The sequence below is a fragment of the Formosa sejongensis genome (assembly GCF_033447105.1).
Taxonomy (GTDB): domain Bacteria; phylum Bacteroidota; class Bacteroidia; order Flavobacteriales; family Flavobacteriaceae; genus Formosa.
Genome location: NZ_JAWQUN010000008.1, coordinates 63,622 through 89,672, shown reverse-complemented (window position 1 = coordinate 89,672; position 26,051 = coordinate 63,622). Strand labels below are relative to the sequence as shown.

13 protein-coding genes are annotated in these 26,051 nt (G+C 32.5%); 12 read left to right on the top strand and 1 reads right to left on the bottom strand.

The window, feature by feature from the left end; all coding sequences use genetic code 11:
- Positions 1-10: 10 nt before the first annotated feature.
- On the bottom strand, positions 11-4,090 hold the full coding sequence (locus R6X41_RS10125) for a hybrid sensor histidine kinase/response regulator transcription factor (RefSeq protein WP_318499907.1): 4,080 nt from the start codon (positions 4,088-4,090) through the stop codon (positions 11-13).
- A gap of 209 nt (positions 4,091-4,299) precedes the next feature.
- Here R6X41_RS10125 and R6X41_RS10120 point away from each other — a divergent pair, with 209 nt between their 5' ends.
- The 12 genes from R6X41_RS10120 (at position 4,300) to R6X41_RS10065 (ending at position 25,991) form a co-directional block, all read left to right on the top strand.
- Positions 4,300-7,281 carry a SusC/RagA family TonB-linked outer membrane protein gene (locus R6X41_RS10120; RefSeq protein WP_318499905.1) on the top strand — a complete coding sequence of 994 codons (2,982 nt, stop codon included), beginning with the start codon at positions 4,300-4,302 and terminating at the stop codon, positions 7,279-7,281.
- A gap of 17 nt (positions 7,282-7,298) precedes the next feature.
- A complete protein-coding gene (locus R6X41_RS10115; protein WP_318499904.1) occupies positions 7,299-8,969 on the top strand; it encodes a RagB/SusD family nutrient uptake outer membrane protein in 1,671 nt (556 codons plus the stop codon).
- A 195-nt stretch (positions 8,970-9,164) separates the two neighbouring features.
- Positions 9,165-12,125 carry a glycosyl hydrolase 2 galactose-binding domain-containing protein gene (locus tag R6X41_RS10110; RefSeq protein WP_318499901.1) on the top strand — a complete coding sequence of 987 codons (2,961 nt, stop codon included), beginning with the start codon at positions 9,165-9,167 and terminating at the stop codon, positions 12,123-12,125.
- A 64-nt stretch (positions 12,126-12,189) separates the two neighbouring features.
- On the top strand, positions 12,190-13,443 hold the full coding sequence (locus R6X41_RS10105; RefSeq protein WP_318499899.1) for an Nramp family divalent metal transporter: 1,254 nt from the start codon (positions 12,190-12,192) through the stop codon (positions 13,441-13,443).
- Positions 13,444-13,447: 4 nt separating this feature from the next.
- A complete protein-coding gene (locus R6X41_RS10100; RefSeq protein ID WP_318499898.1) occupies positions 13,448-14,539 on the top strand; it encodes a type I phosphomannose isomerase catalytic subunit in 1,092 nt (363 codons plus the stop codon).
- A 1-nt stretch (position 14,540) separates the two neighbouring features.
- Entirely contained in the window at positions 14,541-15,758 is a 1,218-nt protein-coding gene (locus tag R6X41_RS10095) for a hypothetical protein (protein ID WP_318499895.1), read from the top strand.
- Positions 15,759-15,766: 8 nt separating this feature from the next.
- On the top strand, positions 15,767-17,575 hold the full coding sequence (locus R6X41_RS10090) for a hypothetical protein (protein ID WP_318499893.1): 1,809 nt from the start codon (positions 15,767-15,769) through the stop codon (positions 17,573-17,575).
- A gap of 43 nt (positions 17,576-17,618) precedes the next feature.
- A complete protein-coding gene (locus R6X41_RS10085; RefSeq protein WP_318499890.1) occupies positions 17,619-18,755 on the top strand; it encodes a PKD domain-containing protein in 1,137 nt (378 codons plus the stop codon).
- Between the two features lie 83 nt (positions 18,756-18,838).
- Positions 18,839-19,888 (top strand): T9SS type A sorting domain-containing protein, encoded by a 1,050-nt coding sequence (locus tag R6X41_RS10080; RefSeq protein ID WP_318499889.1) that lies wholly within the window; start codon positions 18,839-18,841, stop codon positions 19,886-19,888.
- A gap of 342 nt (positions 19,889-20,230) precedes the next feature.
- Positions 20,231-21,393, top strand: a protein-coding gene (locus tag R6X41_RS10075; RefSeq protein WP_318499887.1) for an IS3 family transposase whose coding sequence is annotated in 2 segments (ribosomal slippage) — positions 20,231-20,468 and positions 20,468-21,393 — 1,164 coding nt in all. Because the reading frame shifts where the segments join, the coding sequence is not laid out codon by codon here.
- A 459-nt stretch (positions 21,394-21,852) separates the two neighbouring features.
- Entirely contained in the window at positions 21,853-24,606 is a 2,754-nt protein-coding gene (locus R6X41_RS10070) for a carbohydrate-binding protein (RefSeq protein ID WP_318499885.1), read from the top strand.
- 662 nt (positions 24,607-25,268) lie between these two features.
- Entirely contained in the window at positions 25,269-25,991 is a 723-nt protein-coding gene (locus R6X41_RS10065) for a DUF6088 family protein (RefSeq protein ID WP_318499883.1), read from the top strand.
- The last annotated feature ends 60 nt before the right edge of the window (positions 25,992-26,051 follow it).

The following is a 26,051-nucleotide window of genomic DNA, read 5'->3' as shown; positions in this document are numbered from 1 at the left end:
GTAAGGTTCATTAGTTTTTATAGTTTTTTCTTTTTATAAACTCACTTGGAGTCATTCCGTATTGCTTTTTAAAAGAGGTAGAAAAATAATTATGAGAATTAAAACCAACAGCAAGACTAACTTCATTCATTCTAAAATTTCCACTTTGTAATAGCTTAACAGCATGTTTAAGTCTTTCATATCTAATAAATTCTGTCGCAGATTGATCTGTTAATGATTTTAGTTTACGATGTAGTGTGGTACGACTTAGGTTTAATTCACTTGCTAAGGTTTCTACAGTGAAATCGATATTAGAAATGTTTTTCTCTACTACTTGAACAGCTTTAAGAATAAGCTTTTTGTCCATATCCATTTCTCCAACGTTTTTACTCCAAACATCATCGATGTTAACAAATGATTCTCTTAAGACTTTTCTAGACTCTAATAAATTGATGATTTGGGTAATAAGAAGCTTGTCATCAAATGGTTTTGAAATGTAGGCATCGGCACCAGAGGTAAGCCCTGAAATTCTGTTTTTAACAGATTCTAATGCAGTTAATAATATAACAGGAATATGGCTAGTACGAATATCTTTCTTTATAGTTTCACAAAGTTCTATACCATCCATTTCGGGCATCATAATATCAGATATAATAATATCAGGGAAAAGTGAGTGTGTTTGCTCTAAGGCTTCAATACCATTTTTTGTTTTTATCACTTTAAAATGATGGCCTAAAACATATCCTAAATAATTAAGTAATTCAATGTTGTCTTCAACAATCAGAATTAAGGAGTCATGATATAAATCTTCAGTTTGTTCAATTCTTTCTTGAAATGCTATTATATTAGGTTTGGTAGAGTTCTCTTCGTCAATATAGTTTTTTAAGTTTTCTATTTTATTAAAAGGGCCTTCTTGTTTGTGAGGTAAATATATACTAAAAATAGTACCTTTTTTAACAACTGAATTTACTTTTAGTTTTCCTTTATGTAGGTCTAAGTATTCCTTTGATAGGTTTAACCCAATCCCTGTGCCGTGGGCACTTTCGATAGTAGTATGATAGAATCTTTCAAAGATATGTGATAAATTTTCTTTTGATATACCAACTCCTGTATCGCATATAGAAATTTCAATAAATTCATTGATATTTAAATCTCCTATAGCAACCTCATTACTTTCAATAAATTCGAGTTTAGTTTCTCGGTTATTTTTTATTATCAATTCTATTTTAGATCCATCATTACTATATTTAAATGCGTTTGAAAGTATGTTGAATATAATTTTATCAAGTTTTTCTGGATCAAAATCAATTTTAATTGAATTAGTATCCGATTTAAAATTATACTCAATGTTTCGAAGTCTGGCAAGCTCTGAAAAACAATTGAAAATATCCTTAGTAAAACTAATAACATCTTTGTGAACTGGACTTAGTTTTAATTTTCCTGCGTCAATTTTTCTGAAATCTAATATTCGATTAATTAATCTTAAAAGTCTTTCAGAATTATTTTTTATTAGATTTAATTGATTAAAAGCATGACTTTCTTTTTCAAAACTATTTAAAAGGCCATTTACAGGTCCTAAAATTAAAGTTAGGGGTGTTCTAAATTCATGGGTTATGTTAGTGAAAAATTGAAGTTTTAGTTGGTGTAAATTTTCTTCACTTTCATTTTTTAACTTCTCTAATTGTATCTCATTTTTTAACTTTTGCCTGTTTATGGTTTGTTTTCTTAAATAAAGCATTGTAGAAAGTGTGATTAATCCAAAAAACAAAAAGGCATACCAACGTCCCCAAATAGGAGGTGCAATAAAAATTTCAAGGGTTTTAGGTCTTTCATTCCAAATTCCATCATTGTTCGAAGCTATAATTTCAAATGTATATTTACCCGGAGGTACGTTTGTAAAGACTGCAGAACCGTTAATATTAGTTTCTATCCAATCATCATTAAAATTGATTAAACGATACTTAAATCGATTTTTATCTGGATCTATATAATTATTAGCAACAAATCTAAAACTAAAGGATTTTTGACTGTAATCTAGTTTTATGTTTTCTGTATTACTTATATTAGTAAATAGAATATTATTTTCCTGTTTTGGTAGTACTTCTTCGTTTCCAATAAAGAAATTAGTAATAATTGGTCTTGGTTTTATTGTATTACGTATAAGAATATCATTCGGTTTGTAGTAAACAAAACCATTAGAGCCCCCAAAAAACATAAGACCCGTATTAGACAATAAACCTGCGTTAGGGGTGAAACTATTATTGTAAATGCCATCGATGTGTCCAAAGGTTAGTACTTTATTCTCTTTTGGGTAAAATTTACAAATCCCATTGTTAGTCGCTAACCATAAATTTGAGTTAACATCTTCTAGGATAGAATAAATTTCATCTCCGGGCAAACCATTTTTAGTTGAATGATGCTCAAAAGTCATACTTGCAATATTTAATTTATCTAGTCCGCTGCCGTTAGTCCCAATCCATAAATCACCATTGGAATCTTCTGAAATAGAATAAATATAGTCATCGGATAAACTATTTGAATCCACATCAGAATGAAAAAAATGTGTGAATTTATGAGAGTCTTTTGACATTAAATTCAATCCTTTTTCAGTGGCAAACCATAAATTGTCTTTTCTATCCCTAATTATTTTTCTTATATGGTTGTTAGATATAGATGTTTTGTCTAATGGGTTGTGTTTGTATTGTTTAAATGTTTTATCTAAGAATGAATAATAAAACACACCTTGTTGATAATCACTAATCCAAATACCGTTTTTTTCAGGTAGCATACAAAGTACTTGTAAACCTATTTTAAAGGGTGTCTTTAATTGAGTAAATTTATTTTCGTTTTCGTTTTTATATAAAATACCGTCATCCCGGGTTCCTATCCAAAGCGTATTATTCTCATCAAAAACAAGAGATTTTATATTTTTTACTCGATTTTTATTATATAAGACGTCATTTTTTGTCGTTTGATTAGTTTGCTGATTGTATTTATATAAGCTACCAGATTCTGCGCCAATCCAGATATCAACATTATTAGGGTCGGGTGCAAATGCTGTTATAATATCATCTGTTTTTAAGTTGTTTTTGTTCGATTGTTTAAAATGAGTAACAGAGTTTTTAAATTCGCTATAATAACTAAGTCCTCCAAGCCAAGTTCCTATCCAAACAATGTTATTTGTGTCTTTATATAATGACCATATAGAATGATGTGGTAAATTAGGGTGATTTTCTGGCGTGATTTCTTTAATAATATCCAATCCTTTAATTATGACAATACCTTTATAAGTTGCTACCCATAATTTATTATCGTTCGACATTATTACACTTCTAATTTGGTCGCTTGGAAATTCGTTTTCTACATTGTAATGCCTTAAAATATTGCCATTTATATCAAAACAGAGTAAACCATCTTTATCATAACCTATCCATACTTTCCCATCATTCACAAACATGGTTCTAGGAAGTCCAGAAATGCCTTTGGAAAAAAGACGAAATTCGGAAGTCTCCTTCGTTTTGAAATATATTCGTCCATCTTGATATACAACCCATATGTTGTCTGAATTGTCTTTATATAATAAGCGGGCTCTACTAGTGTTTTGCTCATCTATCTCAATATATTCAGCATGACTTAAATTAGGATTTATTTTAGCAAGACCTTTGCTATCAACGAGCCAATAATCCCCATTTAGTGTTTGTGTGATAGAAGCAATATTAATCCCTATTGGACGATTTTGTTTGTCTAAAATATCAAGTCTAGAAAAATTGTCTAAATCAGTGTTGTATTTACATAGCCCATTTTCTGTAGCAATTAATAATTGTCCGTTGTTGTTCGTTAATATTTTATTAATACGATTTGTGGATATACTGTGGGGATTAGACTGTGAATAGCTGTATTTTTTTATATCATTTGAATTGTATCTAAAAAGCCCATTATTTGTTCCAAACCAAATGAAGCCATTATTATCTTCATTTATACACATTACAGATGTTATTGCGACCCCTCCTTCTTGACTCACTTCCGTTAATGAAATTATAGGTTCATTTTGTGCATGTATATTCGTGAATAATAATAATAGGACTATGTATAATAATGTGTAAATTCTCAATTTTTTGTCATATTTATTGCTAATATATAGTTTTATAGTCAATATTTTTATTATGAATTACATTAATGATTTCACATATGTTTCACTTTGAAACATGGCTTAAAACATGGGATAATTATGATAATTATTGAAACATAGTGATGGGTAAAGTGCAAATATGCTATCTATATTTGTAAAGCAAATTAAACTAACTATTAACTAAACTAAGGATGAAGCTATATTCTATTTTATCTAAAACGCATTTATCACTTATTACTTTTTTATTTTTTTCCGTGCTAGCTTCTGGCCAGGATTTAGAAATTAAAGGAATAGTGTATGACGCAATTACAAATTCACCATTACCAGGAGTAAATGTAATTGTGAAAAATACTTCTAAAGGAGTTACTACTGATTTTGACGGAAACTTTATTATCACCAATAGAAAAATTGGAGATGTATTAGTATTCTCTTATGTAGGATTTACAAAACAAGAAATTACTATTACTAATAGTAAGCTTCTAAACATTCAATTACAAGAAGATGCTCAATCTTTAGACGAGGTTATTGTTGTTGGTTATGGTACTCAAAAAAAGAGTGATATTACTGGAACCGTAGCTTCCTTAAGTGAAGAACGATTAGAAATGCTTCCAAACGTGGATATTTCACAAGCCATACAAGGAGCAATTCCTGGTATTTCTGTGATTACTGTTTCAACAGGTGCAGCACCTAGTAATGAAGATACTTCTATTCTTGTAAGAGGGAGGAACTCTATTCTAGCAAATAACTCACCTTTAATTGTTGTTGATGGTGTTCCTTATTATGGACAACTTAGAGATATTAGTCCTAATGACATTAAATCGCTAGAAGTACTTAAGGATGCATCTTCATCTGCTATCTATGGGTCGCGTGGTGCTAATGGTGTTATTTTAATAACCACAAAAGGGGGGAAAGAAGGAAAAACTGTTATTAAATATGATGGGTATACATCTGTTCAGAGATTATCAAATTTACCTGAACTAATGGATGGTGAAGAATTTTATAAATTTAAGCAAGTTAGAGATCCTGATGCTATGACAGTATCTGAACAGGAAATTTATGATAATAAAGAATGGGTTTCATGGCCAGATATAGCTTTGCAGACTGGCTATAGTCAAAATCATAACCTTGCAGTATCAGGTGGTTCAGCAAATACAAAATTTTATACAGCTTTTAATTACTTAGATGTACAAGGAATTGCAATAAACGACACTTATAAAAGGATTTCTACAAGGCTTAATTTAGATACTAAAGTATCTAATTGGTTCACTTTAGGAACAAGAACCACACTAACATATGGAGACAAAAGCGGTATATCTGCTAATTTCGAAGATATTTATTGGATGAACCCTTTAACCAAGCCATATAACGATGATGGTAGCTTGAATATCTATCCTTGGGAAGAAGATACGTATTGGAGTAATCCTTTAGAAGGTATTTTTATGGAAAATACAGATACTTCAATGCAAATTATTACTAATAATTATTTAAATATAGAAATACCATTTGTTGAAGGCCTACAGTATAGGTTAAATACGGGATACAGGCATAAAACGACTGATTACGGTGTGTATCGTGGACGAAATACAACTCAAGGTTTTGAAAATCAGGGTTCTTCAGATGTTTTGCGTGATCTGACTCAAAGTTATACTCTAGAAAATATATTTTCTTATAATAGAGAATTTGGAAAACATAATATAGCATTAACGGGTGTATTTAGTACAGAACAACAGGAAAGTAGCACTAATAAATTAAGTGCAGATGGTTTTCCAAATGATGTATTGGGCTGGTATGGAGCTTCTCAAGCGAATTTAATAGAACCATCTTATCTCTACACTAAAACAAATCTTCTTTCTCAAATGTTTAGAGCAAATTATAATTTCAATCAAACATATTTATTCACATTTACTGTAAGACATGATGGGTTTTCTGGTTTCGGAGAAGATAGAAAATGGGGTACATTCCCTTCGGTGGCTTTAGGTTGGAATATAGCAAATGAAGAATTTTTTAACAGTAATACTGTAAATAACTTGAAATTGAGAGTTTCTTGGGGAAAAAATGGTAATCAAGCCGTTGGACCTTACGAGAGCATAGCCAAATTTAGAATTTTTGATAATGTAACAGGATCTAGTACTGCTCCTGGTTATATTCCATCAACTTTAGGTAATCCTGACTTAAGTTGGGAAACAAGTGAATCTTTAAATATTGGTTTAGATTTTGGAATCCTAAAAAACAGAATATCAGGAGATATAAACTATTATAATACAAATACATCAGATTTATTACTTAATAGGTCTATATCTCCAGTACATGGATTATTAGGTATTACGCAGAATATAGGTAAGACTAATAACAGTGGTCTAGAAATAGCAATAAGCTCAACTAATATAATCAAAGATAATTTTACTTGGTCTACAAGAGCAAACGTTTCTTTTTTAAAGAACAAAATAGTTTCACTGTATGGAGTTGTTGATGAAAATGGAAATGAGGTAGACGACTTAGATAATAATTGGTTTATTGATCAGCCTATTCAAACAAATTATGGTTTTGAATATGATGGAGTTTGGCAACTTGACGAAGCAGATTTAGCAGCCGTTTATGGTACTCAGCCAGGTTATGTGAAAATTAAAGATGCTAATGGTGATTTTTTAATAAATGGTGACGATAGGGTGTTTCAAGGTCAAAGAGATCCAAAAATGATATGGGGTATAGCTAATACTTTTACTTATAAAGCATTCACTTTAGACTTTTTAATTAATGCCGTACATGGAAACACGAAATCAAATAGTTTGTGGAATACTGATGTTTATCAAGGGGTAAGACGTAATACTGTAAATCGCGATTGGTGGACTACAGACAACCCAACCAATGTAATTTTTGCGAATGACGAACTTGCCAATTCTCAAGGTGGGTTTCAGGCTACGAGATATGAAGATGCTGGTTTTATTAGGTTAAGGGATATCACATTGTCTTACGATTTGCCAGATGAAATAATAGATAAACTTCACCTAACTAGATTCAGATTATATTTTACAGGAAGAAACTTATTAACTATAACTAATTGGACAGGTTTAGATCCTGAATTAGGTTCAGGGAATGCAAATGATAGCAGTGATGGACAGCGCTCAATACCACTTGTTAAAGATTATGTATTAGGAATAAATATTGGAATTTAAAAAAACTTGATAATAATATGAAAACTATAAATTATAAAATATCATTCTTGGCTTTGTTGTTCTTAACAATAACAGGGTGCTCGGAAAATGTACTTAATGAGGAGACTCCATCAATCGTTACAGCAAACTCATTGTTTTTAGATTTAGCCGGATTTGAAGCAGCTCTCAATGGCTTATATGCCAGAGTAAGAATGGAAAGAGAAGGAAGAGCTACAAATGATAGTGATAGAAGTTCGGATAGACTAAGAGCCGAAATGTTTGTTAGTGGAACTGATAATATGTGTACTAATCATCGTGATGGTTGGGGTAGAGTTGCAGAGCCTTGGGCTGAAACAAATAATGCTTTCGATTCTGAATTACAAGGGAATTTTGAATGGTTGTACAGTGTTATAAATGCTGCGAATACAATTGTGGAAAGAGCTGAGAATGAAGGTGTAGATTGGGGTGCTAATGAAGAAAGTAAAGATCGTGTTGTAGCAGAAGCTAGAGCGATGCGTGCATGGGCATACAGGCATTTAACTTTTACATGGGGAGCTGTACCATTAACTTTAAAAGAGTCAAATGGATCAGATATTAAGACAGATTGGGAAAGAACACCTGTTTCGGAAATAAGATCTCAGATTGAAGCAGATCTGCTTTTTGCAGAACAATACATTCCGGTGTCTCCGCTACCAGGTCGTATAAGTAAAGGTGCTGTTCAACATTATCTTGCAGAACTGTATTTAGTGTTAAATGATCCGGCGAAAACGGTTACATATGCAGATAAAGTAATAAATACTCCAGAATACGCACTTGTTACTAACCGTTATGGCTCTAAGTCTAACGAGCCAGGTTCAGCATTTACGGATATGTTTTATGATGGAAATACTAATAGAGAAGAAGGAAATACAGAAGCTCTATGGGTTTGGCAATGGGAGTTTGCAACAATTGGTGGAGAAGGAAGTAATATGAGACGTTGGCACTCAAGCAGATATAACGATATTAATATTGGAGGTGTTACGCCTTTTGAACTTACAGTTGAAAGAGGTGGTAGACCAAGAGCGAGAATGTCTCTTACAAAATTTGCTATAGATTTATACGAACCACAAGATGATAGATTTTCTAATCAGGCTATAAGAAAGTATTTTATACTAAAAGATGCCACACAAAACAAACCTGCAATTGCAGATGTTTTACCTGATGGCTATAAATATGGAGATACAATTAATTTAAACTGGAGTGAGCCAATTACTAGCGCAACTAGAAATAGACTAGACTGGCCTTTTAGTAGAAAATTTGAATGGGGAACTGAACTTGATATCACTGGTTCTTATCAGTATAATGATCAGGTTTATATAAGACTTGCAGATACATATTTATTAAAAGCAGAAGCACAATTTTTAATTGGAAATAGTTCAGACGCTGCTGCAACAATAAATATTATTAGAGAAAGATCTAATGCTACTCCTATTACAGAAGGAGATATGACTATAGATTACATATTGGATGAGCGCTCTAGAGAATTAGTCTTAGAAGAGCATCGTAGATATACTTTATTGAGAACTCAAAAGTGGCTTGAAAGAACTCAGTTGCATAATTTCAATGGTGGAGAAAATATCCGGGTAAGGGATACGATATTACCGATTCCTCAAAATGTAATTGATGCGAATTTAACTGGTGAAATTAAGCAAAACCCTGGTTATAACTAATCTGTAAAATATTAGATTAACTCTGCCTTCAGGTGATAGTTAAACGATAAAATGGCAAGAAATTTTTTCTGAGTTTTTAATTCGGGAGGATATATCTACCCAAAAATTAAACAAAATTAAATAAATAAATAAATGAATAAGATGTTCTGGAGTTATCGTATTAAACCAATAATGTATGTTTTTCTATGCTTTATTATGTCAATCTGTTTTTCTTATAATGGATTTTCTCAGGGTACTAATATAGCAAAGTATCGTATTGTTAATCAATCTTCGGCTATGGATGCTAATCATACTGGTCACCTAGTGGTCGATGGGGATTCTAGTACGTATTGGGAGGCACATTATAAGGATGAAAATCAATCACTTTTGATTGATTTAGGTACTTCGCAAGTTATTAATTCCATAAATATAGAATGGGGTGTAAACTTTGCGACGGCCTATAAAATTATATTAAATAGTGATTCATCTCCAGATATTGTATACAGCACTACTACAGGAACTGGCGGGATTCAAACATTAAATATTGAACAAAAGAAGGTCAGATTCATTAAAATAGAAATTTCTAAAGTTAATGTTCAAATTCGAGGTTGTTTGATCAATGAAATTGAAGTTTTAGGATATAAAGACGACAGGTTTAAACCTTCAAAAGTTAATGTACTTTCTAAAAATAATTTATCGTTAGATGGTCGTATTTGGAGAGTTCAAAGTACAGCGATTGTAAAAGATAATCCAGAAAAAATAGCAACTTCAGAATATAATGATACCCAGTGGATTCCTGCGAAAGTACCAGGAACTATAATGGGCGATTATTATAATTTTGGCGCCCTTCCGGACCCTTTATATAGTGATAACATGCATCAAATTTCTGATGAGTTTTTTTCAGGAAATAATTTTTGGTACAGAACCGAAGTGTCTTTTCCTTCTGAATTATCAAGTGAACAAATTTTTCTAGATTTTGACGGAATTAACTGGAAGTCAGATATTTATTTTAACGGAAAGCATTTGGGTAGAATAGATGGTGGTTTTCTTAGAGGTGAGTTTGAAATAACAGATTTGATAAACTTTGATAAATCAAATACAGTTGCAGTTTTAGTACATCATAACGAAAATTGGGTTTCTGGTACATTTAAGGTAATTCATAAGGAACTTGGAGACCGTACAACAAATGGAGATATGTTAGGACTTGATGGTCCAACATCTTTAGCTTCTGCAGGATGGAACTGGCTACCTATTATAAGTGGTCGTAATAATGGTATTTGGAATCATGCCAAGTTTAGAGTTGGGCAAAATGTTTCAATTGAAGATCCTTGGGTATCTACTAAATTACCTTCAGAGGATCTTAAAGAAGCTGATTTAACAGTAAGTACAGAGCTTAAGAATCATTCTTCAAAGGATGTAAATGGAAAGCTAATAGCAAAGTTAGGTGGTAAAATAACTTTAGAAGTTCCTGTAACTATTCTTGCTAATCAAACCAAAACAGTTACGCTGGATAAATCAAAATATTCAAAACTTTCTGTAAAAAACCCAAGTATTTGGTGGCCAAATGGTTATGGCGAACAGCCACTTGAAAAACTTGATTTAGAGTTTATTGTTGATGGTAAAGTCTCTGATGCTAAAAGTATTAATTATGGTATTCGTGAATTAGAATATAAAGTAATAGATGGCGTATTATTTATTTATTGTAACAAAACAAGAATACTACTTCGAGGAGGAAATTGGGGCTTGCCTGAAGCCATGATGCGAATGGATGCAGATGGTTATGATTTACGTGTTAAGCTACATAAGGAAGCTAATTTTAATATGATTCGAAACTGGATTGGTATGACTAATCATAAGGAGTTTTATGAAGCATGTGATAAATATGGGGTTTTAATATTTGATGATTTTTGGTTAGCAAACCCTAAAAATGGTCCAAACCCAAATGACTTAAATATGTTTATGGAAAATGCTCGCGATAAAATTAAATGGGTGCGTAAACACCCTTCATTAGCTTTTTATTGCGGACGTAATGAAGGTCTTCCTTTAATAGAGTATGATGTTGCTTTGAAAAATGAAACAAATCTTTTAGATGGCACACGCCATTATGTTACGAATTCAGCAGATGGAACTTTAAGTGGTTTTGGTCCGTACGAAGTTAAATCTCCAGAATGGTATTTTAAAAATAGAGGAGGGACTTTTCATAGTGAACTTGGGATTATAGCTATTCCTGAGATAGAAAGTTTACGTAAAATGATGCCAGAAAAAGATTTATGGCCTATTAGTGATATGTGGGCAGTCCATAATTATCAAGAAGGGCGTTCTGAAAAGTATACTAAAACCTTAGATCAGCGTTACGGAAGCGCAACAAGTGCCGAAGACTATAGTAATAAAGCGCAATTGCTTAATTATGAAACTGGTAAAGCAATGTTTGAATGTCTGCAATCAAAACAAGGAAGTGGAATGATTTTATGGATGAGTCAATCGGCATGGCCATCTCTAATTTGTCAATTATATGATCATTACTTGGAATACACGGCATCGTATTTTGCTGTCAAAAAAGCGTCTTCAAATGTTCATGTTTTTTGGGATATTGAAATGAATGAAATACGTGTAGCTAATAATACCCGTGAAGAATTAAACAATGCAGAAGTTAAGGCAACCATATTTGATGATGCAGGAAACAGTATTTGGAGTGAAACAAAATCTATTAATTTGGCTTCTACTTCAGTAAAAACATCATTTCCATTAGTGCACACTCCTTCTGAAAAAGTACGCTTCTTAAAACTTGAGTTAAAACAAAAAGGAAAGGTTGTTAGTGATAATTTTTACTGGCTAGAAAATAGCGATAAAAACTGTTTAGATTTAAATGATTTGGAAATGGCAGATGTTGACTTAGATATAGTTGAGAGTGCTAAAGACAATTTTTATACGGCGAAAATTAAATTAACGAATAAGTCTGGTAACATTTCATTACTAAATAAAATCAAATTGAAAGATAAAAATAATGGAGAAAGTATTTTACCAGTATTCTTTGATGACGACTACGTGTCTTTACTTCCTAATGAGCAAAAAACTATCAATATTAAGGTAGATAAAAAGTATTTAAAAAATAAAGATGTTGAAATGCATTTGGAAGGTTGGAATACAAAAGTCTTAAAATTAGATATCAATAAATAGTAGAAACGTTTCTAAAATACAACTTTTAAAAGTCAAATAGGATTAATTAAATAACATTAAAATTATGAAACAAACCTTCCGCAGCAAGTTTTCAAAATGGATAGCCTTATTTCTTCCTGGTATATTTTTACTTGGTTTGAATATCGGTACCGGTAGTGTGACTACCATGGCTAAAGCAGGAGCTGAGTATGGGATGTCATTACTTTGGACAATTGTAGCCTCTTGTTTGACCACTTATTTTATGATTAATCTATATGGTAAATATACTTTGATTACAGGAGAAACAGCTTTGCAAGCCTTTAGAAAGCATATACACCCGGGTGTTGGAATATTTTTTATTGTTGCCTTAACAGTAGGTGTTTGCGGAAGTGTCATGGGGGTCATGGGAATTGTGGCCGATATTTGCTACGAGTGGTCTAAAGATGCCGTAGATGGAGGTATTTCTCCAATTTATTTTGCAGTCTCTTTTATTGCGATGGTGTATTTCATTTTTTGGAATGGGAAAACACAGTTTTTTGAAAGAGCATTAGCTGTAATCGTTGCCATCATGTCGGCAAGTTTTCTTCTTAACTTCTTTATAATGATGCCCCCACCAATAGATATAATTAAGGGGCTTATTCCTAACATTCCTGAAAATTTGTCAGGTAATAGAAGTCCGTTTTTAATAATAGCTTCTCTAGTAGGAACAACTGTTTTTTCAGGCTTATTTATTATTAGAACAACGTTAGTTAAAGAAGCTGGGTGGAAAATAACCGATTTGAAAAAACAACGTAACGATGCTCTTGTCTCTGTAATACTAATGTTTATTATTAGTGCTTCTATAATGGCTGCAGCGGCGGGTACACTGTATATCGAAGGAATTGGGTTAACTAATGCATCCCAAATGATTGGATTATTGGAGCCCTTAGCGGGAAGTTTTGCAACATCTGTATTTGCAATTGGAATAATCTCAGCAGGAGTTTCATCTCAATTCCCTAATATTTTAATGTTGCCTTGGTTAATATGTGACTATAATAATTCTGAGCGGAATATGACATTACCAAAATACAGAATAATGGTACTTTTAATTTCATTATTAGGTTTGGTAGTACCAATTTTTAATGCGCAACCCATATTTGTAATGGTTGTGTCTCAGGTTTTTAATGCCGTGATTTTGCCAGTTACAGTTTTAGGAATTTTGTATTTGAGTAATAGAGCAGATTTAATGGGAAATCATAAAAACAAACCCATAGAGAACGTTGTCTTAACCCTTATTTTATTGTTTTCAATATACACCGCTTTTGTAGGAATTACAGGGGTTATTCAACTTATAAACTAGAGTAATGGAAGATTTAAAAAAATTAGCATACCTACCTTTAAAACAAGTCAATAATAGAGTTTGGCGTACTTATGGAGGAGGCATTTTAATTGATAAATGGAAAAAGAATACACCTGAAAAAGATGGTAGTATGCCAGAAGAATGGATTATGTCTACCATTACAGCTAGAGGAAAAGGACGTCCAGAAAATGAAGGGCTTTCCATGTTGAATACACCTTTAGGTGTAAAATCACTTAAAGAACTGGTAGATTCTAATAAAGAACTTTTTTTAGGAAAGAAACTCTCTGAAAAATTTGGAACCACAGGGGTATTAATAAAGATGCTCGATTCGAATGAGCGATTAACGATTCAAGTGCACCCAGATAAAGCGTATGCTAAATCTATGCTCAATTCAAATTTCGGTAAAACTGAGTCATGGTATGTTTTAAACAACAGAGAAATAGATGGTGAAAAGAGTGTTGTTTATATGGGCTTTAAAAAAGGGGTTACTAAAGAACTTTGGAGGGAATACTTTATAAATCAAAATATTGAAGGGATGCTAAATTGCCTTCATAAAATTGAAGTAAACCCAGGTGATGCATTTATGATTTACGGGGGGGTACCTCATGCTATCGGAAGCGGTTGTTTCTTGATGGAAGTTCAAGAACCAACAGATTTTACTATGAGAGTTGAAAAAGTTACTCCAAAAGGATTGACTATTTCAGATGAATTAATTCATCAAGGCGTTGGTAATGATAAAATGTTGGAATGCTTCCATTACGATTGTTGCTCTTATGATGAGGCCTTGAGTCGTTGGAAGGTTAAGCCAAAGGTTCTTGATAATTCTGATATATATAATTTAAAAACAATATTTAATGAAACTCATACTAATTGCTTTGGTCTCAATGAGCTGGATTTAAATGGCGAGTATACCATAAAAGGTAATGGTGGGTTTTATGTAGCAGTTATTTACTCAGGAGAAGGGGTTATACTTTGTAATGGTAAGGAATATAATTTTATACAAGGCGATGAGATATTCTTATCAGCTGCAATAGATGAGGTTATATTTAAATCAAATATAGCCTCAAGAATTTTACTTTGTTATCCGCCAAATTAAGATGAAAATAAAATTATTCATAATATTTTTTTTAAGTCATGTGCTTTTTATAAATGCTCAAGAGTTTATATCTAAACGATTATCGGATACACAGATTTTTGAAATAATTGAAAAACATAGGCCGTCTAAGGGAGGAGAAGTTCCTGCCGATCTAAAATATAGATTAGGAGCGACTCATGTTAATGGGCAATATCATTTAACAGACAAACCTTTCATTATTGAAGGTGCTGAAAAAATGCAGGATTTGGGGTATGGTATCTTAAAACTATGGTTTTATAAAGCAGATGGGCAGGCGCATGGATACAAATACAATTCAGATTGGAATTTAACCAATACCATGACCTTAGAAGAATTAGCGAATCATAAATATTATGATGAGGTTTTTAATATGCCCTTTAAAGTTTTTGCTTTAAACATTAAAGACGGATTTCCAGGAGCATCTAAAGACAACCAAACGGAGAATCTAAAACGAGTAGAAAATGAGTTTTACGATTTAACAACTCACTTTCTTCGCAAATATAAGAATAGAGAAGTCACATTTATATTATCCAACTGGGAAGGTGATTGGATGTTACGTGGTGGTACAAGTGTTGCTAGCAAATGGGAAAAAGATTCAGTATCTCCTGATGCTCCAATAAGAATAAAAAACATGGTAGAATGGATTAAGGCTAGACAACAAGGGGTTAGCCGTGCTAGAAAGGATTATAGTAATTCTAAGTGTAAAGTTTTCAATGCAGTCGAGGTTAATAAGGTGTATGATGGAATTCTTTATAGGATGCCTACAATTACAACTAGTGTATTACCACATGTAGATGTGGATATGGTATCATGGTCCGCATATGATGGAAAATCTGTCGATGGTGTTAAAATGTATAAAGGTATAGATTATTTAAGACACTACATGAATCCTACTCCATATATGGAAGGTAAGAAAGTTGTGTTTATTGGAGAAATAAATGAACACGAAAATAGAAATAACAGAACAAAAGAATATGTTCAGAATTTTACAGATGTGATTATGGGGGTTTACCTAGCTCAAGACATTCCTTATATTTTTTATTGGGAACTGTATTCTAACGATACAAAATCTGGCATTAAAAGGCAAGATAGAGTTCTTAAGGCTGAAGAGCTAGCAGGAAATTGGTTAATTAGACCAGATGGTTCATTTGGTTGGGCTCAAGAATACTTTAATAATTTATTAGAAATATCAAAAAATTAATTTTAGAAATGAAAAAATATTTACTATTAATTGCCATCTCGTTACTCGTAATAAATACCACTGCACAATCCTTTAATTGGAGAGCCGATGCGGATGGAATTTATAGAGACAACGTGCCCTTTTTTCTAAATGGACAATCTTGGGCTAAGGCTACTCCTTTTACTGATGGTACAGGTGCAATTAACGAAATGTTGGTTAAGGAAAAGCTTTCTGAATTAAGTAGTATTGGAGTTAATACTTTACGAATTTATGGTAGCCCAGATGAAAGTAAATGGGAGAATTCATTTTTTGATAACTACGCCAATTTAATCAATTGGATAGAAGAATGGAATATTGCAAATCCTGACGGAGGAGATCCTAATAAGGCTATGTATTATATGGTGCAAATATCTCCTGAAGATAATTTATCTAATCTATCAGACGATTTACCTACAAATGATGCCGATTCTTTTGCAAGAGCTATTAGTGATGCTTCTCATCCTGGAAGTGTAGCAAGTCTAATTAATACAATTAATGCTGCTGCAGGTCCAGAAGGAAGCAAGTATTTGCTAGGCTATTTAATGTATCATGAGTTAAATGTTTCATCAAAATATTCGTCTTGGTACAATGCTATAGGGGCTCAAGGAATTGAAGATTTTATGAATGCGGCTGCAGAGGCTATTCATACAACCTATGCCCCTGGTAAGCTTGTGTCGCATACTGGAGATGCAAAAGATACTGGGAATGGAATATCGGTTAATTTGTATCAAGAAATCGAAAATTTAGATAATACCGATGGTAACGTATTTGAGAATTTCGATATGTTAGGATTCAATCTATACATCTCTACAGATGCAATGTTAAAAGAAAATAGTTATTATAAAAGAATTGTAAATCGTAGAGGATTTAGTGTTAACAGTAGCCGTGGTTGGTATGTTGGAGAAACAGGAGCTTCTTACGATAGAGATGCAGATCCAGGTAATGTTGCTGCTGCAAATTATGAAAACCATGAAGGTGGTGCCAATTTAGAAATCATGTGGTCTAAAACTAAATCATTAGGGAATCTAATAGGATTTATGCTTTTTACAGTGCAAGATAATGATACAGATTTACCAATTGATAGTTCAATAAAGCAAAGAGGACATTATGATTTCTACGGAGATAAGAAATTTTTATACTACATATATAAAGATATTCTTATCGATGAAATCTCTACAAATAATCGTTTTCACTCAACAGATGATCATGAGGTTGGAGTAACTATTGTCGAGGGAGGAAATGATTACACTATTACATTTCAATTTAAAAATAAGACCCTTTCGGATAAGGAGTTTTTCTGGTCAATATATGGCGATGCAGGTTCAGGCAGTCAACGGTTTTCAATACTAGAAGAAGAAAATTATTTAATATTAAATGCAGGAGACCAAATAACTGTGACAAAAATAGTAGTTAAATCTGGAAGTAATACTCTTTTTGCCGTAACGGCTTCTGTAATCGCAGAAAAAACACCAACAAATCAATACTTCTATGGAAGAGAGCATGTTTTTAGCGATGGGATTTCTACAGTTGCTGGATTAAATTTAAATGCAAGTAACTATTCATTATCAATCACAGATCTAACAATTAATAATAACTCTAATTTAAAATCAGGGTTGATTGTAGTTACAAGTAACAACGGAATGAAAATACCAGAAGGTTCTTGGGAAATTACACTTTATACGTTGACAGGTTCAAAAGTATTTAGTAAAAAACTTCATGATTTGGCCTTTATAAGGTGGGGAGAATTGATCCCAAATGGAAGAATGCAAACATTAATATATAGGTTAAAACGGTTGTAATCTATATCAAATTAACTATTAAACAAACTAAAACTATTAAACCATGAAAACAAATAAAAATTATTTTAAGCAAAATGGGGTCAGATTATTATTACTAAAAAAATTAGGGATCTGTTTTTTTATATCTGTAGCTCTTTCTTCTTGTAATGACGATAGTGCTGCCGACCCAAAAGCATCATTTTCTTATATAACAGACGACAATCGAGTCGTTACAATTGTTAATACCTCGACAGGTGCAGATCAATATTATTGGAGTTTTGGGGAAATTGGAGCTGAGATTTCGGAAGTAGAAAATCCAACGTACACTTATGCGTCAGATGGAACTTTTACAATTGCTTTGAGTGCTGTTGGTTCTGAAGGAGTAAACCAGATTACTCAAAATGTAACAGTTGAAGAAGTTATTCCTCCTGGAATTCCTATTCCAGAATATAAGTTAGTTACAGATAATCTGAATTCAAGTTTTGAAAACTTAACAAATCTAAACGATGCTGATACATTTACATGGGATTTTGGTGACGGTAATCAATCAAACGATGCTAGTCCAACTCATGACTATGCTGAAGCAGGTCGATATTTAGTAACATTTACAGCGGCAGGTCCACTCGGGGCGGCAGTGTTGTTAGATAGTGTGTTTGTGTCAAAAGAGCTTAAAATAAATAATGGTACTTGGGATGATGAAGCAGTAAAAGATGATAATAGAACTGCTTGGAGAAATACGAATTTGGAAGCGCTTGCCGATGCTTATTTTGGAGATTCAGACTATTTTGCTAAAGCAACGAGTAGCAGTAATCATACTGTTGATGGAAGTTTTGCCGCCAATTTAACTACAAATAATACATCTACTAAGCCAAAGCGTTGGTTATACCAAGATATTATAGTTTCTCCAAATTCAACTTATACCATAACATTCTGGATGAAACAAACGCCTGATGCTAGTTGTGCAACTTATGTGGAAATTTATGAAGATCATTTTGATTTGCCTGAGTTTATCGGTGTTCCTGATAAAATAATTGCTACTCAGTCTTATAATGATTCTACTGGAAGTTCAACAGGGGATTGGATAGAACAAAGCATCACATTTGATACGGGTTCGAGTAGTGAAATAGTATTATTTATAACAAACGATTTTACGGCTTCAGAACAATCTTATTACGACGATATTTCAATCGTAAAAGATTAGATAATAAAAATTCCATTATTTAGGCATTAACCTGAAAAGTGGATATTCTTAAACTAACTATTAAACCTTTAAATACACTTTTTATGAAAACAAAACTATTTTTCACCTTATTACTGACCTCAATTATTTCTTTTGGACAAGATTTGTATGAATTGCCTCTTTATGAGGGTTTTGACTATTCAATTGGCTCAATGCTATTAGATTCAGATACATCAACTGGACAAGGCCCTTGGGTTGAAGATGATTATGGTAGTTCTAAAAACCCATCTGTGATTGCATCCCCATTTACTTCTTATTCGGGATTGCCTACATTTACAGGGAATGCTATTGAGATTATAGGAGGAACAAACGATCCTTTATTATATTTTAAACCAGTAACTGAGAATGATGGCGTAAATCTATATGCTTCTTGTATGATTAAAGTAACAGATATGAGTGCACTTTCAGGATTAGTGAAAGATTATTTCTTTGCATTATCGACAGACGGATTTGGTTACGGTGCGGCGCTTTATTTTGCGCCAGTTGATGCAACTACATATAATCTTGGTATAAATGAAAGTAATACTTCTAGTGAGGCTACAATTTATACTGGAGATACTTTTACAGAAAATGTGGATGAAATATTTGTAGTCATAAAATATGAGTTTAATGCGGATGGGAATTCAGTTGCTCATTTGTTTATTAACCCAACTATAAACGGAACTACAGAACCTGCTTCTACTGCAGACACAAGTTCTCTAAAGTTAGAAGATGAGTCTAATCGATCTGAATTTACACTTTTAAAGATAAATGCTAATTCTAATGCTAAAACACCAGGTATTACTATTGATGAAATTAGAATAGGAACCTCATGGGAAGATGTTACCAATGATCCTTCCTTAGGTTTAACGGAAAATCAAATATCAAATTTTAAAGTTTACCCCAACCCAGCAACTAATTATATTAATATTGAATCAAGTAATGAAAAAATTGAGTCAGTAGATATATATAATGTTTTGGGAGGACATATTTTGTCTGAAAAAGGTACTGATGTTAATCGATTGGATATATCATTTTTTTCTAAAGGTGTTTACTTTGTTAAGGTTAAAGGGCAAAAAAGCGGTAAGATTATTAAAAAAATAGTCGTTAATTAGTTTGGTTAGATTGTTTACCAATACCTTCCCCTCAAAATATTATCTTATATAAGAATTGAGGGGTTTGTATTTTAGTATTAATTACTTCGTCCGAGAAACCTTTTTTCGCATACAAGTGGCATAACGATGCCTAGTAACTTAACTTGTTATATTGTGGCTAATATTACATAGTTGTCTAATTTCTTTTAAACCTATATTAAATTGTTTAAGTACCTTATGTCTTCTTTTGTCTATTTGGTTTGGAGTAAAGTTTTTTATTCTACTATTGCATTTTTCATCAACTTGGAGTGTCTACCTTTGATGTGACGTTTTCTATGCGGTTATAAATTTTATATTTGACTTATGGCAAAAAAGTATGACAATGAATTTAAAGTTATGATAATCGAACTATTAAATTCTGGTATTAAAACCAAACAAGTTAGTGAGGATTATGGCTTAAGCCTTAGTATGGTTGGGCGTTGGAAACGCGAATACAAGTTAAAATCTGGAGATTTTTCAAAAAAGAAAGAAATATCTATTGAAGCTCAAGAACTTAAAGCACTAAAAAAAGAATTAAAGAATGTAACGATGGAACGTGACATCTTAAAAAAGGCGGTGAGCATCTTCTCCAAGAGCGACTTATAAGATATCAATTCATTTTAGAAAATGTTGATATGTATCCAGTTGAAAAGATGTGTAAGTCCATGAAAGTTAGTAAAAACGCTTACTATCATTGGTTAAAAAATAAAGATATTATAATATTAAAAACACCGACAACACATCTAAAAGAAAGGATTAAATTTATTTTTGAGCAAAGTAGAGAAATTTATGGTAGTTATAGGATTCAAAAAAAATTAGAACGAGAAGGCTTGATTTATTCCCGATCTTACATCGGACTACTGATGAAAGAAATGGGTTTAAGAAGTGTTTTAAAAAGAAAATTTGTAATTACAACAGACTCTAATCATAAATATTTAATTGCTGAAAATGAGTTAAATAGAGCGTTTTCTAGTCTTAAATTAGGAGAGAAATGGGTGTCTGATATCACTTATATTAGAGTTAATGATGATTGGAATTATTTAACAACCATCATATATCTTGCTGATAGAAAGGTTGTTGGATGGTCTTTAAGTGAAGATATGACTACTCAAAACACCGTAATGAAAGCTTGGATAGATGCTAGGAAAACAAGAAACATTAGTCATAGACTTATTTTTCATTCATATAGAGGTGTACAATATGCCTCAAACAAAATGACTAATCTTTGTAACTTTAATCTTAAAATAACCCAAAGTATGAGTAGAAAAGGTAATTGTTGGGACAATGCTGTAGCTGAAAGTTTTTTTAAAACAATCAAATACGAGTGGCTATATCGATTTAAATTCACGTCTTATAATCAATTATACAGCTCGATAGAAGACTCTATTCTTTGGTATAATAACGAAAGACTACATTCTAGTTTAGGATATCTCTCACCTCTAGAAATGGAAATAAAATTGAGAGGATTTATTAAAAAAGTAGCTTAATAAAATAGTCACAAATTTACTAGGTAGTCCAACTTTGACCGTCCTATCCAGCTAGGGCTTACAATAGTAAAAAAAACGGCTATGTAACTGATGCTGAATTGGAATTACTACAGGAATATCGCAAATCTTTTACAGAACCTTCAAAAATCACTTTTAACAAACTTGTTCAAATAAAGAATACCGTTGGTCGAGATAAGGTTCAGAATTAAAATTTTTTTATACATATTCCGCTACATTTCCTCTTTTTCGGCTTTAATTTATAAAGAATGAATCATAATTTATAAAGAAAGAATCATAGTTCATAGTGAAATCATCAAGCGTTAAGTAGTTCAGCCTTAATAATTTAGAATTAACGAAGCATGTTTATAACTGATTATTGTAATCTGTGCTTATGTCTGTCAAGCACAAACTAAAGTTGTGAATTCTAAAAAATTACAAACATATTTAACTAATAACCTTATGAAAAAATTATTACTCACTTTACTATTTGCATTCGGAATCTATGCGTTTGCTAATGCCCAATTTGTACACCCTGGACTTTCTCACAAAATATCCGATTTAGAACGGATGAAGTATCAGGTAAACGCTAAGTTAGATCCTTGGTATTCTACATATCAAGAAATGCAGTCCGACTCTAGATCTAGTTATAATTATACGGTTCAGGGAAATACATCTATTACCGAATATATATTTAAAAATGGAGCATTTGATGATGATAGTAGGGCAGCATATTACAATGCGCTACAATGGTATTTTACTGGAGATTCAAAGCATGCAGAGAAATCTATAGAAGCTATGATGGCTTGGACTGGACTAACAAAAGTAGAAGACCGCGCCTTGCATACTTCAGCGATTTACATTATGCTCGAGGCTGCCGAATTAATTAAAAACACCTATCCGGGGTGGTCAACTTCCGATATCGATACATTTAAAGCCATGTTGGTTTATCCAGGATATAGTAATACCGAGGTACCTGCTTCCCTTAGTGGTGAAAATGGTACTTGGTATTGGCGAGCATATAAGTTTGGAACTGGAGGATCTGCAGGAAACCAAGAAATAGCTGGTATTCGAGCTTGTATGGCTTTGGGAATATTTCTTGATAATGAAATTATGTATGATCGTGCATTTCGCTATGTAAGTGGTTTGCCTCATAATCCTGGGCCTCCAACGAGCACTACAGTAAAAGATGAATGGCCATACAGAGTTACCTATAATCGTAATTTTGAGAATGTTACCAATGAAGATTATCACTACGATGCTGCTTTAGAAAACTATATATGGGAGAGCGGACAATGTGAAGAGAGTTCACGAGATCAAGTACATACGTTTTTTGGAATTGGTTTATTATGTGCAACAGCAGAAATGGCATGGAACCAAGGCGATGACCTTTGGGGACATTTAAATTCTCGTTTATTATTAGGACTTGAGTTCACGCAACGTTATAATTTATCTTTTCGACAGTCTTATCCAGATCAAACAACACCGTGGGAACCTACAGCGGCTTCAGGTGAATTTATTCAAAGAATATCATCTAGCGGACTTACTAAATCTATAGCAATTAACCCTTATAACGATCAGAATTACGACCGATTAACAAGAGGAGAATTTTTAAATGAACACATGTGGGAATTACCAATAGCACACTATGTAGGTAGAGGTTTTAAAAATCCTGATACAGATGCAAAATGGATTGTTAGAACCCGAGATTACATTATAGCAGAAACTGGCGGGTATGAAAGTGCTCCAACTGGGCAGGCTTATTTAGGTTTTGGAGGATTAAGTTTCCGTCGTCCAGATGGTTGTTTTGGTGATCCAATTAGTGGCTATTCAGGTAATTTACCAACATTTGCTATGAACTCGTTGCCAATGATAATTGAAGCAGAAAACTTTGACTACTCCCCAGTAAGTGGAGAAGATAGAATCTATAGCGATGGTACAACAGGTAATTCTGGAGGTGCTTATCGTACAGATGAAAATGTTGACGTTGAAGAATGTACTGCAGGAGGTTATAATATTAAGGATATTGAATCTGGAGAGTATTTAATATATACGGTTAATGTTCCGTCATCTGGAATATATAATATTGCAATAAATTACTCAGGAATTAATGAAAGCGGAACCCTAAGTGTATCTTTCGATGGTCAAGACGTAACGGGAGCAGTGTCTTTACCTGCTACAGGTGGTGAGCAATCTTGGACAGATTTAAATATCGCTAGTGAAGTTAGCCTTACACAAGGGGTTCAGAGTATGAAAATTAGTGCTGGTGGAAGTAGTAATGCTTTCAACTTAAACGCTATAAGTATCGATCTGTCAGAAAAACTTACGCAGACATTAACATTTAATCCGCTTCCTGTTAGTGAGGTGGGAGACGCTAATCTTACTTTAACAGCAACTGCAAGTTCAGGGCTAAGTGTTTCTTTTGATAGTTCAGACACAAGTGTTGCCAGTGTTGTAAACGGAGAATTACAAATAAATGGAGTTGGAATAACTACAATAACTGCAACTCAAGACGGAAATGATTTATTTAATGCTGTGACTGTAAGTCAAGATTTTTATGTGAATACTGCAGGTTCTGGACTAATTGTACAGGCTGAAGATTTTACATCTAAATCAGGTTTAGGTACAGAAACAACCACAGATGAAGGTGGTGGTTTAAATGTAGGAAAAACTAATGTAGGTGATTATTTATTATATCAAGTTAATGTGCCGACTAGTGGCGTATACGTTGTAAGTTATAGAGTGGCAAGTCGATCTGATGGAGGAAGCTTAAGCTTACTTGTTGAAGATACTGAGGTAGATAATTTAACCTTTGCGGCTACCGGTGGATGGCAGGATTGGGAAACCGTTACTTCTGGTACAGAAATTAACTTAACAGCAGGTGTTAATACCATGAGACTTAATATAGATGCTCCGGGTTGGAATATTAACTGGTTTAAATTTAGTTTAAAAGATAATTCATTGTCCTTAGACGATATTTCAGATCAATCCATTAATATTACATTATATCCTAATCCTGTGACTGATGTACTTATTATTAGTAATGGTCAAAATTCTAATATGGAAATATTCAATATCCTAGGTAAAATGGTATTGAAAAGTAATTTGAAAAGTAGTACTGAATCGGTTGATCTAAGTCATCTGGAATCGGGTATTTATTTTGTGAGGTTAACACAAGAAAATACTGTTTTATCTAAAAAACTAATTAAAAAATAAAAGAATACAAGACTATTAAGCGTTCTTTTTATGATGAAAGGAAACCTAATATTTTAACCATTAATTTTTGTATTTTTTAAAATAGAACCCCCTTGCATATTATTATTTGCAGGGGGTTTACTTTTTTTTAAAGGATAATCGAGCCGCTTATTCAGTTCAGCCTTATCAAAAGTTTTAGTCTTATAAAGGCTACCAATTTAGATAAATACCATGGATGTTTAGCTTGCGCTTTTAACGCCTTTAGGATACTTCTCTTTCGTTTGATTCCCAGTCAGTTCAATGAGTTCATTTACTGTAATTAAATTTCAAAATCTATCACATTAGCAAATGTTACCAAAACAAAAGTGATCATAAAAGGTTCCATATAATCTTTATTAATTAGTAGTTTAAAATTCTAATAAAATCTATTTCGTTTTGATTACAAGGCAAAAATTAAACGATCTTAAACAATTCGATGAGATACAAGTTGTGTGGTCGTTACTTAATTTTCGATCTACAATTTTTGAATAATGTTGGTGGTTCTTAAATATTTGTAACTTAATATTTAACTCACACAGATTGAAGGTGTATAGGTTGTTTTTTTTTTAATTTAAAGAGCATATGCGTCAAGTATTTCAAACAAAATACTTGACAAATAATAAGTGTTTGTATATTTGTGAGGTATGAATATCTCAACTAAAATAGCAAATCAAGTAGAACAATTTCCTTTAGGGAAAACTTTTGGGTATAAAGACCTGGATATTACTAGAGACGAATATGTAACAGCAGCTAAAGTTCTAGAACGTTTACAGAAAAAGGGTGTTATAAAAAAAGTGGCTAATGGCAAGTTTTATAAACCTGAAAACACAGTTTTTGGAGAGCTTAAACCTAGTAGTACAGAAATATTAAAACCGTATCTTTTTAAGGATAATAAACGTGTTGCTTATATTACAGGTTTCGCTTTGTACAATAATATGGGGTTAACGACACAAGTACCTTCACAGTATAAAATAGCGAGTAGGGGGAGACGTATTTCTGTGCAAACCGGAAATATTAAAGCAACGCCGGCAAAAAGCTATGTAGAGGTAACCGATAAAAATTTTAAACAACTTGGTTTTTTGGATGTGATTAAAGACATTAATAAAATTCCAGATTTAAATTCTAAATCAAGTGTTATTATTTTAAGCAATATGCTAAAGGAGATGTCAGATATAGGATTAAAGGAAATTATAACATATGCATTGGCATATCCTCCAAGAGTTAGAGCGGTATTAGGCGCATTGCTTGAATACCTTGGTAAGACCAATGCTATAACACAACTTAAAAATAGTTTAAGTCCATTTTCTCAATATAAGACAGTAATTAGCAAAGAACTTGAAACGGCCAAAAATTGGAATTTAGTATGAAGCTACACGAAGATCATAACATTTTTAATGAAGTGATAAGGATTACCGCTCAACAATTAG

Coding starts and splice junctions, on each gene's coding strand:
- R6X41_RS10100 (WP_318499898.1), top strand. CDS start 13,448: ATGGAAGATTTAAAAAAATTAGCATACCTACCTTTAAAACAAGTCAAT.
- R6X41_RS10070 (WP_318499885.1), top strand. CDS start 21,853: ATGAAAAAATTATTACTCACTTTACTATTTGCATTCGGAATCTATGCG.
- R6X41_RS10105 (WP_318499899.1), top strand. CDS start 12,190: ATGAAACAAACCTTCCGCAGCAAGTTTTCAAAATGGATAGCCTTATTT.
- R6X41_RS10115 (WP_318499904.1), top strand. CDS start 7,299: ATGAAAACTATAAATTATAAAATATCATTCTTGGCTTTGTTGTTCTTA.
- R6X41_RS10080 (WP_318499889.1), top strand. CDS start 18,839: ATGAAAACAAAACTATTTTTCACCTTATTACTGACCTCAATTATTTCT.
- R6X41_RS10085 (WP_318499890.1), top strand. CDS start 17,619: ATGAAAACAAATAAAAATTATTTTAAGCAAAATGGGGTCAGATTATTA.
- R6X41_RS10120 (WP_318499905.1), top strand. CDS start 4,300: ATGAAGCTATATTCTATTTTATCTAAAACGCATTTATCACTTATTACT.
- R6X41_RS10110 (WP_318499901.1), top strand. CDS start 9,165: ATGTCAATCTGTTTTTCTTATAATGGATTTTCTCAGGGTACTAATATA.
- R6X41_RS10065 (WP_318499883.1), top strand. CDS start 25,269: ATGAATATCTCAACTAAAATAGCAAATCAAGTAGAACAATTTCCTTTA.
- R6X41_RS10095 (WP_318499895.1), top strand. CDS start 14,541: ATGAAAATAAAATTATTCATAATATTTTTTTTAAGTCATGTGCTTTTT.
- R6X41_RS10090 (WP_318499893.1), top strand. CDS start 15,767: ATGAAAAAATATTTACTATTAATTGCCATCTCGTTACTCGTAATAAAT.